This is a genomic window from Pseudomonas sp. HP_08 (assembly GCF_055284095.1).
Genome location: NZ_JBTOQC010000002.1, coordinates 224,459 through 240,549, shown reverse-complemented (window position 1 = coordinate 240,549; position 16,091 = coordinate 224,459). Strand labels below are relative to the sequence as shown.

General features: G+C 58.9%; 10 protein-coding genes and 1 pseudogene. 3 read left to right on the top strand and 8 right to left on the bottom strand.

Annotated features, from left to right (window positions below; translation table 11 throughout):
* Positions 1–95: 95 nt before the first annotated feature.
* From ACYAS9_RS04050 to ACYAS9_RS04040, 3 genes are read right to left on the bottom strand one after another with little or no spacing between them, the layout of a single operon-like run.
* Positions 96–1,109 (bottom strand): heme-dependent oxidative N-demethylase family protein, encoded by a 1,014-nt coding sequence (locus ACYAS9_RS04050; protein WP_463567027.1) that lies wholly within the window; start codon positions 1,107–1,109, stop codon positions 96–98.
* 15 nt (positions 1,110–1,124) lie between these two features.
* The gene (locus ACYAS9_RS04045; RefSeq protein WP_463567026.1) at positions 1,125–2,054 is read right to left on the bottom strand and encodes a PDR/VanB family oxidoreductase; all 930 of its coding nucleotides are present in this window, start codon (positions 2,052–2,054) and stop codon (positions 1,125–1,127) included.
* A complete protein-coding gene (locus ACYAS9_RS04040) occupies positions 2,051–2,539 on the bottom strand; it encodes a dimethylamine monooxygenase subunit DmmA family protein (protein WP_463567025.1) in 489 nt (162 codons plus the stop codon). Before ACYAS9_RS04040 ends, ACYAS9_RS04045 begins: the two co-directional genes overlap by 4 nt.
* Before the next feature lie 168 nt (positions 2,540–2,707).
* Between ACYAS9_RS04040 and ACYAS9_RS04035 the strand changes: the two genes are divergently transcribed.
* On the top strand, positions 2,708–3,334 hold the full coding sequence (locus tag ACYAS9_RS04035) for a PAS domain-containing protein (protein WP_463567024.1): 627 nt from the start codon (positions 2,708–2,710) through the stop codon (positions 3,332–3,334).
* Between the two features lie 163 nt (positions 3,335–3,497).
* Here the strand turns inward: ACYAS9_RS04035 and ACYAS9_RS04030 are convergent, their stop codons facing one another.
* Positions 3,498–3,956, bottom strand: a complete 459-nt coding sequence (locus ACYAS9_RS04030; protein WP_463567034.1) for an REP-associated tyrosine transposase — start codon at positions 3,954–3,956, stop codon at positions 3,498–3,500.
* Positions 3,957–4,546: 590 nt separating this feature from the next.
* On the opposite strand from ACYAS9_RS04030, the gene ACYAS9_RS04025 reads away from it, so the two are divergent.
* Positions 4,547–4,816, top strand: a complete 270-nt coding sequence (locus ACYAS9_RS04025; RefSeq protein WP_463567023.1) for a DUF6124 family protein — start codon at positions 4,547–4,549, stop codon at positions 4,814–4,816.
* A gap of 129 nt (positions 4,817–4,945) precedes the next feature.
* Positions 4,946–5,215, top strand: a complete 270-nt coding sequence (locus tag ACYAS9_RS04020; protein ID WP_463567022.1) for a helix-turn-helix domain-containing protein — start codon at positions 4,946–4,948, stop codon at positions 5,213–5,215.
* Between the two features lie 67 nt (positions 5,216–5,282).
* Here the strand turns inward: ACYAS9_RS04020 and ACYAS9_RS04015 are convergent.
* The 4 genes and pseudogenes from ACYAS9_RS04015 to ACYAS9_RS04000 form a co-directional block, all read right to left on the bottom strand.
* Positions 5,283–5,930: pseudogene (locus tag ACYAS9_RS04015) on the bottom strand (RHS repeat-associated core domain-containing protein); the annotation flags it as partial.
* A 100-nt stretch (positions 5,931–6,030) separates the two neighbouring features.
* Complete coding sequence (locus ACYAS9_RS04010; RefSeq protein ID WP_463567021.1) at positions 6,031–10,722, bottom strand: RHS repeat-associated core domain-containing protein; 4,692 nt, start codon at positions 10,720–10,722, stop codon at positions 6,031–6,033.
* 84 nt (positions 10,723–10,806) lie between these two features.
* Complete coding sequence (locus tag ACYAS9_RS04005) at positions 10,807–13,668, bottom strand: hypothetical protein (RefSeq protein WP_463567020.1); 2,862 nt, start codon at positions 13,666–13,668, stop codon at positions 10,807–10,809.
* Positions 13,669–13,701: 33 nt separating this feature from the next.
* A complete protein-coding gene (locus tag ACYAS9_RS04000) occupies positions 13,702–16,038 on the bottom strand; it encodes a hypothetical protein (protein ID WP_463567019.1) in 2,337 nt (778 codons plus the stop codon).
* Between the last annotated feature and the right edge of the window lie 53 nt (positions 16,039–16,091).

Below are 16,091 nucleotides of genomic sequence, written 5' to 3'. Positions count from 1 at the left end.
CGCTTGCCCGCGACCGAGTGCGCAGCGCTCGCAAAATCTCGGAAACGCTGAAAATTTACGACTGCTAACGCAGCCGGTCGCGGGCAAGCGCGCTCCTACTGGGGGTCGAAGTGGCGTAGCCAGTCGATCAGGGTTTGTCGATAGCGGGTCATGCCTTTGTAGTCGGCGATGGCATCGGGCAGGTCGCGGATCACCCGGTGCATGCGCTGCGCCCAGGCGGGATTGGTGACCAGTTCGTCCATGCTGATCAGGTAGGTGCGGATGCCGAACATCAAGGCGTTGGAGCGCGGCAGGCGCATCATCAGTTGCAGTTCGACACGCAAGTGCACCAGTCGCCCGGCATTGTCGGCGGTGACCTTGCCGCGGTCGCTGCCCCACTCATGAAAGGTCTCGGGCGAGGAATCCAGGCGCGGATTGATCGTCAGCGTCCAGTTGAGACGGCGCACCGGCTGGCCAACCTGCACGTTCAACAGGTACTTCAGTGCCCGGTCGAAAACGCCCATCTGGTGCGCCATCGGCACCGGCGCATGCCATTGCTTGAAGCTCATGCCGGCGTCGAAACGCAGCGACCAGTCGGCCGGACAAGTGACCATGCCGGCGTCCATGAACAGGTCGCCGTCCCGCTGGTCGAGCACGGCAAAGTCGCCCTGCAACTGGCGGGTGATGTACTCCAGCGGCTCGCACGGCAGGCTCTGCGGATCACCGAAGGTGAAGTGCTGGTCGATGCCCATCGCCAGGTTCTGCCAGTGCCAGGCGTTGCCGTCGCGGTGCAGGCGAAAGTGCTGCGGATAGTCTTCGGCCAGGTGTTCCATCAACACCTGGACCATGTCCCAGGCCGCCTGGGTCATGTGCGGCATGACCAGGCAGCGCTCGGGGTCGCGTTCCAGCACCCTGGCGCGCTCGGCGGTCTCGGACAGGTAATGCTCGTCGATGTCGAAGCTGTGCTCGAAGATCGAACCCGGATCGCGCGACACCGCAGGCTCGATGTTCACCGAATACATGTACTGATCGTCAGGGAACGGAAACGGAAAGCGCGCGATGGCCTGCGGGCTGTTGCGAAAGCTGAAATCGTCGCAGTAGGTTTGCGGCGCTTTGAAGGCAAGGGTCATGGCATTTCTCCGCAATCAGATATCGAGAACCAGCGCGCCGCCGCAACTGCGCGACACACAGGGCATCAAGTGGGTGCTGCGTTCGCTGTCGCTCAAGAACAGGTCGCGGTGCTCGACCGCGCCATCGACATAAGGCGTCTGGCATTGCCCGCAGACCCCGCCACGGCACAGGTTGGGCACCTCGATGCCCGCCGCCTCCAGGGCTTCGAGCAGGCTGTCTTCGGCCCTGACCTGCACTTGCCGGCCGCTGCGCGCCAGTTGCACGGCAAACGGCGCCCCCGGTTCTGGCGCGGCGAACGCCTCCCAGTGCACGCGCCCGGCCGGCCAGCCCAGCGCCTGGCTGTGCTTGCGCAAGGCGTCGAGCAGTGTTTGCGGGCCGCAGGCATACACATGCGTGCCCAGCGGCCGGTTGCTCAGCAAAGCCTCAAGGTCCAGGCGCCGTGCGGGGCTGGCATACACATGCAGGCGCTCGCCCAACTGCTCGCGCAGGGTGTCCAGGTAGGCGTCGCTGATGCCGGGACGGCAGGCATAGTGCAGCTCGAAGGCCTGGCCCTGGCGTTGCAGCTCGGCGCAATACGCCATGAACGGCGTGATGCCGATGCCGGCAGCGACCAACAGGTGCAGGCGCGCCTTGCTGTGCAGCGCAAACAGGTTGGCCGGGGGCGAGATGTCCAGGCGGTCGCCGACCTGCAGTTCGTCATGGATATAGTGCGAGCCACCGCGCGACTGCGGCTGGCGGCGCACCGCAATGCGGTAATGGCGTGGCTCGGCCGGGTCGCTGAGCAGCGAATAGGCATTGCGCCGGCCGTTGGGCAGGTGCACCTGGACATGGCTGCCGGCCGAGAAAACCGGCAATGCGCCGCTGAGCGGCTCGAGCAGCAGTTCACGCACCACAGGCGTCAGCAAATGGGTTTCGGCGACCCGAACGGCAATGGTGCGGCTCATGCGCAAGCCTCCCCGTAAGGCCGGTCGGCATCGGCGCAAACACCGATGTAGGCGCCCAGGCGCTCGGAAAAATGCCGGCGCACTTCAAGCACCACGCCGCACTGGCAGCAGGTGTGCTGCTCGGCGTCGGTCGCATCCTGAACCTGGGCGCAGTGCACGCAGAACACTGAGCGTGTGCCGGGCTGGGCAAGCGTCTGGGTGATCTCGTCAGCCAGCATCCCCGCCTCGATGGCCACCGCGTGCACCGCCCAGATAAACGACTCATCGCCCTGCACCTGTAACTGCACGCCGACATGGCTGTTTTGCAATTGCTCGAACAGGGCGTGTTGCAGTGTGTCCAGACTGTTGTACGCCTGGCCGTTGACGAGGTGTGGCTCAAGACCTTGACCCTGGGCGATACGCAGCCAGTGCCGGGGCTGATGCTCAGGTGCCTGAGCGCTATAACGCGGCAGGCTGGTGGGGAGCGGCGCAACGATGTCGTTCATGGTGATCCTCGTGCAGCAGTCTGTTGTTTCTCCATGAGCAAGATATTTTCCTATGCAGCACTTCTGCTCAATCCTCCTGACGAGCTACTCCCAATGGGGTAGTTGACGGATCGGGGCATGAAATTTGCTCGTTTGAAGCATCAATACTCATAAGACGGGAGGACACACGTGCACACGACCAGCCCCGCTCCCTTGCCGCTGTCGACGACGCATTCGTTGACCGAGCGCGAGAAACAGACCCTGAGCCTGATTACAGACGGGCGTAACAACAAGCAGATCGCCCGGGAACTGGGGATCAGCGACGGCACGGTGAAGATTTATGTGCGCAACCTGCTGCGCAAATTTCACCTGCACTCACGCCTGGAGCTGGCGTCGTGGATGCATCGTCATGAGGCGTCGCCGCACGAAGATGAACCGATAGCGCTCACTGAACAGCCCACCATCAGCGTCAGCGGGCTGGTGAACGATCTGCCGGCGCTGATCTACAAAGGCGACAACGTGCGCGCCTGGCGCATGCAATACGTCAGCGAAGGCTGCCTGCGCCTGACCGGTTACTCGGCCGAGCAACTGACCCGCGAACAGAGCTACGGCGCCTTGATTCTTGAGGAATACAGCGACTACGTCTGGTACTGCGTGCAATGCGCACTGCTCAAGCACGAGCCGTTTCAGTTGCGCTACCGGATTTGTTGCGCGGACGGACAGATCAAGGAAGTGTGTGAAACCGGGGTGGGGCTGTATTCCAGCAGCGGCGAAATACTGGGGCTTGAAGGCGTGATCTTCGAAGTGGGCCGCTGATACCCCCGTAGGAGCGCGCTCGTCCCGCGACCGGCTGCGTTAGCAGTCGTAAATTTCCAGCGTTTCCGAGATTTTACGAGCGCTAGCGCACTCGGTCGTCGGTATGCCGCCCAGGGACAAGCGCGCTCCTACGGATAAGTGGTGGTTTGGCAATTGCGGGGTGTCATAACCACACCGCATCCCACAGCGAGTAATCGGCGGCACGATCTACCAGCCCGGCACGAATCGGGTTGGCAACGATATAGCGGGCCGCAGGCCGCAGATCTTCTTCGTGTCGTAACGCGCGGTCGTGAAAGCCTTTCTGCCAAACACGGGGTTTGCCCCGTCCCGCCGCCACGATGGCGTGGGAACTGCAGGCTTTGACCCGACGCATCAAACTGCCCAGATCACCGGCCTTCAATTCGACCAACCAGTGGAAATGGTCAGGCATGATCACCCACGCCAATGAAGTCACGTAGCCTGCCTGTTCAGCCTGACGAAACTGCGCCACCAGCAGGCGTCCAGTCCATAAATCCGTGAATAACGGCCGACGCTCATGCACGACGCAGGTCAGCAAATAGACTCTTCCGGGTTCTGAGTAGCGGCCTTTGCGTAAATCGGCACCTTTGGCATTCATTGGCATTCCATTGCCTCCTTTGATGAGCGTCATCAAGGGTAGTCCCGTAAAAACCTGCAAGGACTGATCAGTAATACTCGATATGTCGGTTCCCCTCGGTAGGAGCGCGCTTGCCCCGCGACCGAGTGCGCAGCGCTCGCAAAATTGTGGAAACGCTGAAAATTTACGACTGCTAACGCAGCCGGTCGCGGGCAAGCGCACTCCTACTGGGGACGGTGGTGGGTTTTGGGGTGTATGGCAGGTTTTTAGCGGCGATCTGACACAAGATTGCAAGAAGCCTCTCTTTCCATTGAAGGAAATTTCCGAGAAAATCCCGGCCGCTTGCGCACCTCCCTTTCGGTCACTAGGCTGCCTGCCGTCACCGGGGTTTTTCCCGTGACAGGGCTTGGCCGCCCACTGTTATGGAGATGCGTCAAACGTTGCTGCGGATGCTTTTTGTCGGCGGCTATGCGTTATGGCATCTGTACAAGGGACACCTTCGGGTGTGCCGGGTTTTCTCCATACTTACCGGTCGGCCAACCCTTGTGCAGTTGCCACCCAATCCGTTTGGTCGCGGAAACGGTGGTGATTCCTTTCAACAAGAATGGATATACACCATGAAAAAGATCGTCCCGGACCCACCCGGTCCAACCGTTCCGCCTCCTCCTCCACCGTCCCTGCATATTTTCGAAGATGCGTTGAACCACGCCTCGGAACTGCTGCAGTGCGCGCATGCCACCGCTTATGAATGCGCCGACGGCCTGCAAGGTCAGCAGCGTGCGCTGGGCATGGCGACCACGCATCTGGTTACACAGGCGCAGGACCTGATCGACCTGATCATCGATCACCTGAAGATCCCGCCACCTGCGACGCCAACCGCCGAGTAACACGCCACAGCAGGAGCTGTGTCGCCCGACCGCTCCTGCACCGCAACCTCTTGTGTCATTTCTGTCAGGTTTCATGTTGAGTGTCCGGCGTTATGCTGCGGTTTGATTTCCAAGGAAAAGGAAATGGCAATGAATCGCAGCCCTTTATCAGCTTTCACAGGTTTATCGATCTACTCCTGTCATACCTCCCTCTCCACAGTCAAACTCACCCCCAAGGAAGTGGAAACCTTGCAGTGGGCGGCCATGGGCAAGACCGCCTGGGAAATTTCCCGTATTCAGAGCCGCAGTGAGGCCACGGTCAATTTTCATCTGAGCAATATTCGGCGCAAGTTTGGCGTGACGACACTGTGTGCCGCGTTGGTGCGGGCAATTGAGCAGCGGGTGGTGTACGTGGGTTAATGCAGACTGAAGACCTCTTGACTTGAACAACCAGGGCGGCATGAATCCATACCGCCCTGTACAAGGCTTAATCCATTTTCAACTTCCCCTGCCCCCGGCGCAGGTGCGCGGCACGCCAGGTTTCAATGCCTCTGACCTTAAGCGCTTTGTTGGATAAAAATGCCTGCGCTTTCTCTGTGATATATAAATTCCCGGAGTGAGCTTCAATAGACTCCAGATACCCGGAATAAATATTTATTTTTTGATGACGCATCTGCGCCATGGCATACAGCTCGTTAACGTCACTCTTTGTATGCCCTGAGGACGCTTCAGGCACTTTAAAATCCCAATTCAGCTTTTTCAGGTTGCGCGCCTTGATTGCCGTGAGCGTATCGACAATGTCGCTCTTTGCCGCCACCTTGATCACCGACCTGACAGTGTCATCCTCCATGGCGAGAACACGAGACTGCTGAAACACTACGCTCTTGGCCCGTTTGCTCCCACTGAAAAAATACTTGCCCAAAGACAACTGCAGCTTTGCGACATGCCCTGTCGGGTCCATCGCGTTAATCGGATCGCCGTTGCAATATGCATAGGCATTCAGCCCCCCTTGTCCAAACGGGCTCACATTATCCGGGCTGTGAAAACGCATCAGTACCGGGTTGTAAACCCGATATCCATTGCCCAGAGCTTGCCAGCCAGTGCCCGGCTCGTGAAGCTCACCATTGAACCCCAAGCCGGCACCGACCAGGTTAACAGAGGGAGGTATTTTCATGCTTATCTACCTGCACACAGTGAAAATATCTTTCTCAGCCATCCGGCCCCCAAGAAAAAAATCATGTTTCTGATATACCAAGAAAGTTCCGTAACTCTCCAGGTTTTCGGCCTTCCTTGCCCCGCAAAACAGCGGCTTCGGCAAGCTCACGCTTATACGCCTGATACCGCATGCTTTTCATATTTTCGGCCTGTGCTTTAAAGTTTTTGACATCACTCCTTATTTTTCTCACAGCTTCCTTAGTCACGCCTTGGCGACCCACACTGGAACGAGCATAGTCCAAGGCTTGAGTGACCTCATTTAGAGACTTAAGCTCAACGGCTTTTCTTGCTGAAAGTTGTGAGTATTTACTAAAACTCTTGCCTAAAGCGATATCCATCTTAAGGCCGAGCTGTTTGACAGACGCCGATTGATAAGACTGCAGGCTCTCCAGATCGGTTACAAGGCGGGGCTTGATTTTTGAAAGCCTGGCAGCGCTGCCTGCTGTATTCAGGCCTAACCGTGAAGGCAGTTGCACCACAGCCGTAGTTTTAACATTCCTGAACAACCTTAGAATAAAACCTCCAGCATGCCCGCTCGGATCCACGAGATTCACCGGATCCCCGGCACAATACGCATACGCATTCACTCCACCCTCTTCAAACGGGCTGAGGTTATCCGGGCCATGAAAACGCATCAGCACCGGGTTGTATGCCCGGTAGCCGTTGCCCAGCAGTTGCCAGCCCGTGTCCGCCTCCGCAAGTTCGCCGTTATAGCCCACCTCACCGGTGCGCGGGGCCGCGTCGCGGTGGCCGTAGACGGTGTAGCGGCTGGCGGTCGCGGCGCCGTTGTCGATCTGGTTGAGCACGGTGTTGTTCGGGTCACCGGCCAGCAGCCGGGTCCGAGTGGCGGTGCGCTCGGCCAGCAGGTAGTCGCCGCCGCGCAGGTAGGCGCTGTGTCGGGTACCGGAGAGACGTGTGGTCAGTTCTTCATCACGGTAGAAGCGTTGTTCGAGGGCATCGCCGCCCTCTTCAGCGCTCAGCTTGTCCAGGGGGTCATAGCGGTAGCGACTGCCCGAAGACGACCCGCTGACTTCAAGCAAACGTCCCAGTGCGTCGTAGGTCAGGGTGCGGCCTTCTTCGTCCTGGATCAGGTTGCCGTCGGCGTCGTAGGTCAAGACGATCTCGGCCGGATAACCCAATTCCGGCTTGTTGTTGGTAATACGGGTCAGTTGTGCAGGGTCATCGCCCTCGTAGTGATAAGTCGCGTTATTGCTGCCTCCATCGAAAGTGGTACCCACCAATATCAGGTTGTCGTATTCGTCGAAGCGAAACAGCTGCGACTTGATTGCGTGACCATACGGGTCGACCGGTGGCTGCGTGCTGGTGTCGGCGCAGACATAGCGAGTCAGACGCCCGCGCGGGTCGTAAGTGTAGGTCTCGTCGCGTAGCACGGTGGTGCCCTGCTTGAGCGTGCGTTGCTTGAGTTGGTCGGTGCTGTCAAACACCTGGGTCATGACCTGAATCACGCCGTCGAGATTGAAGGTGCGTGTGCTTTCACGCCCTGCATCGTCGTACTCAAGATCGATGGTCACTTGCTGTTCGCCATCGACTGTTTTTATCTGCTTCACCTGGCTCAGTTCATCGTAAGTGAAGGTCGAAAGCGTTTGCCCCAACGCGGTCTGCCTGAGGCGCCCAGCGCTGTCGTAGTCGCAGGTCTGGATCTGGTTGAGCACATCGGTGTAGGCAATCAAGCGGCCTTGCAGGCTATAGCTGTAATGCATGTCATAGACATCGATGCCCTGGGTGCGGGTTTCGCTTTTGAGTTCGCCGGTGCTGTAGTACTCGCGCGACAGTTGCTGGTCCTGCTCCTGGCAATGCTCCAGGCGAGCGTTAAGCAGGTCGTAGGTGTACGAGGCGCTGACGGTGGTGTCCTTGATCCTGCGCAACAGCGGGTCTTCGCCCAGTGCCGGAATGTACTGGTATTCGATGGTCTGGCCGCTGGCGGTCTTGACCTCGCTGGGCTGGGTTTGCCCCGGCGCGTAGGTGAGAAATTGCTCGCGCCCGCCAGTCACACTGCGGGTGCGGCGCTCCAGGCTGTCGAACGACTGCTCGCCCAGTACCACCGCGTCGACACTGATCGAGACCGGCAGGTCTTCGCTGCTGTGCGTTGCATAGGTACGTTCGACCAGCGTCTGGTCCGGCAGGATGGTTTTTACCGTGCGGTCAAAGACGTCGTAGCGATAGCCGGTGGTGTGGGTCAGCGGATTGATTTGCTTGAGGATGCGGCCCAGTCCGTCGTATTCAATGAACTGCCGACCCAGGCTGGTGCCGTCACGGGCAAAGCGTTCGACGCTGGCGGGCTGTTCGAACAGGTTCAGTTGCGTGATGGTCAGGCCCCATTTTTCGGTCGAACCGGCCCCGGTTTGTTGCCATTCGGTCTTGACAGGCCCCAGAGGACTGGAAACCTGATCGGTCTGCTCAAAGCTCACCACGCCGTCGGGCCCGGTTTCACTCATCGGCTGGCCCCAGTCGTCATAGCCGAAGTGGCGGGTCAGCACCAGATCGGGCTTGTCCGGCAGCCAGTCGTACTCGGTTTCACTGGTCAGTTGACCGCGCGCGTCGTACTGCGCGCGGTAGGTGCGCCGCAGTGGCTGGCCGACAGCCTCGGTGTCCTGACGCTGTTCGCTGACCACCCGGCTCAATCCGTCCAGATGGCTGCGCACGGTCACGCCCTTGACGTCGGTGGCTTCCTGCCAGGCCTGTTCGCCATTGTTGGCCACCAGCTGGTAAGCGTAATTGCGCGTGGCGACATAGTCGGTACCCGGCGCCACTGTTTCGCTCAGCACCCGGCCCAGCGCGTCGTATACATAACGGATCTCGACATCGGTGTCGTCGCGGGTCAGCAAGGGTTCGCCATTGAGCAGCGAATGTTCAAGCGTAATGACCTTGGTTTCGGCGTCCAGGCTGCTGCTCAGGGTCTGGGTGGTGACCAGCACGGTTTCACCGGCACGGCCTGTGGTTTTTTCATAGGCGTACGCGGTCAGGGTGTCGTGACCGTTGAGGGTTACCTGCTGCTGATGCGGGCGGCCATGGCGCAGGCTGTCTTCGGGGGCATCAATGTATTGGTGGGCGGTGGTTTGCAACAGACGTTCGGCAGCGGCGCCGTCGCGCTGTAACAGGCGCTCATCGTTGAGTACCAGCCACGGCGTGCCGCTGCCGCTCACCGGCTTCAGGGCCTGGTAGCGGTAGCGGGTCAGCAGCACCGGGGCGAGGTCGTCGGGGTTCAGCGGGTCTTGCGGCTCGCGTGCAACCGGAGTCACGGTGCGGCTCTTGATCTGCCGCACAAAGCCGTGCGGGTCGGGTGGGCAGAGAACGACGGCGCCGTCGAGTTCGCCGGCGGCCGGGTACCAGGTGCTGGTTTCGGCCACGCCGTTGGCCTGGACCTGTTCGGTCAGGTTGCCCCAGCGGTCATAGTCGCTGCGCACGGTTTCATTACGATTAAGGTTGGGGTTGTCCAGCGAGTACCAGGTGTCGGTGACGGTAGCGGGCAACTGAAAGTTTGTCGGTTGTTGGTCAAAGTCCAGATCGTCGTCGGCATGGTAGGCCGTGACGGTCTTCTTCACATTGCGGCGCTGGGTGACCCGTTGCTCGGTCAGCAGGTGAAAGCGGTTGAAGGTGCGTTCGGTGCTGCGCACCGTCTGGCCGGCCACGTGCAGGATTTCGGTGGTGGCGTACAGGTAGCTGCCGACGATGCGGTACAGATTGTCCAGGCCGTCGTCTTCCCAGATCAGCCCCGAGGCGTCATGGCCGAGAAAGTTGTGGGTGTTGCTGACGCCGGTGGCGCCGTAGCTGTAGCGAACGTCAATGGACGGCTGGCGCGGCTCGGGGTCGGGGCCTGGATCCGGGTTGAAGCCATGGTAAGGCGCAGGGTCGGTGACATGCGCGGTGACCCGGCGCAGGTTAGGACGCTGGGCCGAAAGCGGAAAGGCATGGCCGGGGTCGTCGTAGAGAACTGTTTCGTGGGCGCCGGTGGGCGTCCAGACCTCGGTGATGCACAGCAGGCCGCCGAGTTGTTCGTAGTTGAGGCGCCAGCCGGCCTGTTCATCGGTGGGCAACGTGATGCGTGAAACCCGGTTGTCGGCACCGTCCAGGGTCATGACGAAAGGCGCCGCGACCTGGTCGGGATGCAGCACCACCTCGACGCTACTGGACGCCCGCACCAGAGTCAGCAGCCGGCGCTGGGCGTCGCGCACTTCGGTGAGCAGCGGATGGCCCAGGTAATAGTCGCCATAGGTCAGGGTGGCGGTTCGACCGTCGGCCGAATGGATTTCGACCGGCAGGGCCACGGCCTGATCGACGGCCCCTTGCAGCTCAAGAATTTCCACCAGCCCGGACTTGTGAACGATGCGGTAGCGGTCGTTGCCCAGGTCATGGGCGTGAAAGCTGTCGAGCTTTTTCTCCTTCATGAGCATCTGCCCGTCGGCAGCGGTTTCGGTGACCTTGAAGGTCTCGCCGGTGCTGAGCGACAGAATGCGCGAGTCGGGAGAATACTGGGTCAGTTGCAGGTTCCAGCCCAGGCCGTAGCCGGTGTCCTGGGTGTTGAGCGGGCTGAAAGCCAGGGCGAGTGCGACAACGGGACCGGCCAGGTCATCGGTCTTCAGTTCAGGCAAGGCGATCGACACGGTGTACAGGCCGGTGCGCGGGTCGACGCCGCCGTTGATGAAACTCATGAAATTGAAGGCGTTGGAGTGCAGGTGGGTGGAGGCAGCCATGGAGTGAACCTCAAAATAAACGCGCGCGTACGCGCAGAGGGTGCGGCCCGCACTGCCTGGGCCGCACCCTGCCGGAGAATGATTTCAGATAACGCTTAGCAGCAGAGTGTTGCGGCTATCGACAATGTCCATGGCCGGAAAGGTAATGGAAAGACGATGGGGGTTACCGTTCTTGTCCAGCAGGAAGATTTTCAAAGCCCTCTCCAATAGCCGGGCCGACTCCGCTGCGATGTATTTCACATTGTCGACACGCAACAGGCTGATCATCAGTTGCCCCTCACCGACACTTTCGCCGGTCACAATTTCAGGCTTGAGGCTGAGACCGGGCATGACACCGGGCAGGCGTGGGTCGTAGTGCATCACCGTCGGATCGTCTTTGGCGCCTTCTTCATTGAAGATATACCCGGTGTAACTGAACATCGTTTCATTGGCACGCCGGCTTTCCCACTGGATGACCGACTGATTGTCCTCGAACTCGCAGCGTACGAACCGTACGGTTTTACCGTCGGGCGGGGTGAACTCCAGGTGCCAGTAATCGGTGGTGTTCAGGAAGTAATCGTAATCCTCCTGCAACGGTGGATTGTTGCCTCCGCCGGCCACCCGCTTCGGCGCAAAGGTGTAATTACGCGCTTCAAATTGCGGCACTGTCACCGGTATCAACTCAAGGGTTTTGGGCGCCGCCTGACTCGTTTCGTTGGAGTTGTGTTCGGTATTGAAAGTGTCCCAGAAGCGTGCATGAAAAGTGGCCGGATCGCGCGCCAGGGTATGCAAGTACACGGTGGCCCGGGTAATGCTTCCTTCGACATCGGCGCGGGGCTGATACGGTTCATCGGGCGCACTGTCCGCAGGCGCGGCACTGCTCAGGCGGTTGAAGACATTTTCGCGATTTTGAACCGCCCAATTGAGGTTTTCGTCACCGGTGAGACCTTGCTGTGTCGCCGGCAAGTATTCCAGCGCCTGACCGCTGTCACGATCCACGATCACCAGGCTGCTGATCTCCTCCAGCGTAACGGGGCTAGGCTCACCGCCAACCGGATCGGTTTCTGTCAACACGTCCACGACAATCTGCTGGTAGCCGTTGCGCAGTGCCGCGTTTTGCGCGCTACGGGCCGTCAGCTGGAAGTTCTTCAGCTTGTTCCAGGCAAGCTCCTGAATAAAATCGCTGAGCTGGATAACGCTGTAACCGCTGGACACCACGATGTCCGAGAACACCAGTTCGCAGCTCACGACGCAGGTGCCGGAGTCCAGCTGCAACGGCGCAGTGAACAGGCCGGTGTTGCTCACCCGTCCTGTGCCACTGATGACGCTCCAGCGTAGATTCTCCGGCGGATAACCGTTGGTAATAGCCAGTTGCACCTCGCCCGAACGACCCAGGCCAGGCACATGGGCCGGGACGATGCTCAATCCTTGATTGACCGCCAGCAACAGCACCGAGGCCTCGGCCTTGAAACCGCTGCGTGAGTCCTGCACTTGAATACGCTGCACGGCCACCGCCTGATCTTCGGGCAATTGTGCCGGCGGGGTGTAAGTCGCCTGCGCACCGTTGCTCTCCAGACTGCCCAGTACCGGTGCCAGCGCTGTCCACAGCAGGTCCCCATCACCGAGGGTCACAGCGAACAACTCTACCGCTTGCGACGCACTGCCCACGTAATGGATGCTGGCCTGCGGTGCAACGGTGATCGCTTCAAAGGTGACGGCCAATAGAGCGCTGGCCCGGCGTTCATCGCCACTGGCCGAGTCGGTGTAGCGGGCGGTGACCAGATTGCGCACCGTCTGCTTGCCCAGTTGCTGCGCGCCGACGCTGGTATACAAGCCTGATGCTGAAATACTGCCAGCAGCCTTGCGGGAATTGAGGGTGCGTACACTCCATTGCACGACTTCTGCCTTCAGCGCCCTGCCCGCCTGGCGCACCGTGAACTGCAAGGTACTGCCGGCATGGATGACCTTGAACAGTGGGTCCAGCGTAATGCTGGTCAGGGTCGGGTCGATGTTGCCGAATACAATCAGGTCCTTGGGGATGTGCCGCGAGCTTTCGACAAAAATGTTCTCCCCGGGAAACAGCAGGCTGTTGAGCAGATCAAGCCGGTCCTGCTCCACGTGCTCGAGCATGTCATGCGACAGCACCAGCGCGGCCGAGTACAGCTCGCGGCCCTGGCTGTCCTGGTCGTCGGGAATCAAGTACGGAAAGCCACTGCCTTCGCCCGGCAGATAACCCGGCGAAGGCTTGCCGCGCAAGGCGATGAAAATCAGCACCCCGCCAGCACCATAATTGGCCGACCGGGCATCCTTCGCCTCCGGAGCGGCCTGGGTCAGAATGCGAAAGCTGGTCGGCGCCAGCGGGTTGTAACCCTTCAGTTCAAGGGTACCGAGTTCAAAGACCCGCTTGTGACGGGGCAAGCCTTTGAGAAAGCCCTCAAAGGCCTCGCCAATCTGGTTCTGGGCGTGCAGTTGCTCGGCCAGATTGCACTTGAAGCTCAGGCTGTTTTTCAGGTCCAGGGTGACCCGCCCACGAGCATCGACCTCGCCGACCACCATGCTCAGGTTGACCGTCATCACCAGCGTATAGCCTTGCTGTTCGGACACCTTGAAGCTGGACACCAGCGTGGCCGGTTTGCCCGGCGGTTTGGTGAATACCGTGACCGTGCCGGACATGATGCCCAGCGTCAGGGTCGCCTGAGAGTTATCCAGCGAGGCATTTTCGAACGACAGCAGCGGCGTGCTCAGAATCAGCGATTCCAGGCTTATCCATACAGTTTCATCGGGGGTGAGATAGATTTTTTCCATGCTGAACGCCGGCAGAAAACTCAGCTCGTCGAAACCTTCGACAAACTGCTGTTCAAGCAGACGGTTAAGCCGGGCACGGCCAAAGATCGAAATGGCGCCCCAGTCTTGCGTGATTGCACGCCCCTCCATGGAGGCCAGCAGTTGAACCTTTGAGTTACTCATCTTTTATTTCTCCGATCCTTGGAATAGAGCGTTTCAGACCGTCATGAAATTCAAGCCGGGGGTTGGGTTTGCCGGGTAATCGAACAGCGGCAAGGGCAGCAGCAGATAGCCCTGGAACATCAGATCAGGCAGCATTTCAGGATTAGGAGGCCAACTGGCCAGCAACAACACAAACCGCTCCTGCAGCGTGGCAGGCTGGGTATAAATGCCATTGACCACAGTCCCAACGCCGGCCAGCGTCTCCCATTTCACTTGATCCGCAGGGATTACTGACGTGCTCGCCTTGACGATGAGTTTGGTCTGACCGGCCGGTAACGTAACTGACTTATCGCGGATGATGCTGAGCGTCATATCGACCAGCGATGCCATGACCCAGGCCGATTTGGTCTTGTTGGTCAGTTGGTTTTTGATCACGATTTCTTCAAGTACAAAGGCCTTTTTGCCCAGTTCCAGCGGGGCGGTATAGACCCACTTGCCTTTTTCACTTTCGACCAGCTTGCCGCCATTGGCGGGTGTCTTCAGTGAGGCTGTCAGTGCGCCCGTACCTTTGGTGCCGGCCGATACCGTGCGGGTGTGGCCGCCATCGCAGAGCTGAATCAGCGGGCTGACGGTGATGTCGTTGACCACCACCGAGACCAGCGCCGAACTGCTGTAGCCACCGCCCGAGGCGGTGACCTTGACCCGCAAAAACGCACCTTTGATGCTATCCGGTGCCTTGTATAGCCCGGTGCCGGCATTGATGCTGCCGTAGTCGCCGGTGTTGCCCAGGATGTTTTCCGCCTTCCAGACCAGGCCCGTCTGACCGGCAGGCAGGGTCTTGAACTGCAGGGTCTGGCCGGTACCGATCAAGGGTTGCAGCGGGTCCAGAGTGAACCGGGTCAGGGACGGACCGACCCGACCGAACAGGGCCATGTCGCCAGGCAGGGCCATATCGTCGAGCACGACGTTATTGTTTTTGAATAACAAGGAATGTAATGCGAATGTATCGATCGGCGGGAGGTACATCAGCATGTTCTCAAAGCTTTCATGCAGCAAATGCAATTTTGTAGGGCTATATACTGAATCTGCATCAGCAAACCCTCGTAATGCAAACCAATGACTATCATAGCCTACTCCTGCGCCTGCCAAGAATGACAGATCGTCTATTATTATTTTACCAGGCCGTATTGTCTGAGAAACAGTATCGAGCGCATAGGGTCTCACCACATGGGCTGAAATATAGGAACAAAGACCTGCATAATGTTTTTCTGAACCTTCCTCCCAACACTCGGAAATATGGTTCCATTGGTCAGTCTGTCGAGAATAATTGACGTCCAGCGCATCATTTTTAATGGTGAAATGCACGTCATCCCCACCACCTTGACCCCAGGTGAAAGGCGAACTAATAACACCAAACCAACTATGATCCGGCCCAAATTTGAACGAAAATTCTTCATCAATCAGATGACCTACCGCCGGGTTCATCTCCCAGAAATTTGATGCCTGCTGCTTGGTCGTCCATGCCTCGAAATTAATAAAAGGACGCCCTAGTAGTTCATTCGCCAGAGTTTCCAACAGACACCTGTTACCGAGCAAAATAGTGGCGCTGTAATTCTTGCCACTGTCATTAGGTATCAGGTACTTGAAGTTCGAGTCTGGATTGCCACCATTGCTTTCACCCTCCATGGCCACAAAGACCACGACAGCGCCATCGCCGTAGTTATCGGTACTGCGCACTTTGGCACCGGGCGCGGCCTGGGTACGGATCTTGAGTTTGGCAGGTTTGATTGAACTGTCGGACTTTTTGATTTCACTGATCACCATAACCCGCTGGGCATCATCCAGTTCCTCAAACAATTGCTGGAAGAATTCGCCACCCAGCCGCCGTTCGCGTTCGAAGTCGGAATAACTCAGGCTGAAATCGCTGCTGCGGCTCAGGTCCATCACCACTTTGCCAGCGCTGGTAATAGTGGCCGGGGCATCGACCAGATGTACTTTCAAGGTCAGAGCCGGGCCATTCAAAGGGTCGACCACTTCGATGCGCGTCGCTTCGCGACCGCCGGGGATATCGGCAAAGGTCACTTGCGTACCGCCCACCACTTGCATGGTCAAGCGGGCATCGGGAATGTCATTTTCGACATCGGCTATTTCAAATGACAACCGGGGGTAATCCATCACGTAATCGCTGATGTATTGCCCGACGGTGCTGCTATCGCCGATATAACCCTGCACCGGCGGCAGGAAGTGGCCGGTACTGAAGCGGTCGATGTACTCTTGCAACAGCACGGTGTTGGTGTCGGTGCGGTTGAACGCCAGTATTGCGCCCCAGTTCAGGGTTCTGGGTTCCTGACGCATCCAGGTGATCAGTTCGTTTCTAGAAAAGCCAGCCATGGCTTTATCCTCATCATGAGTGTGGGTTGTACTGAATCGTTGGCAGGCGTTAT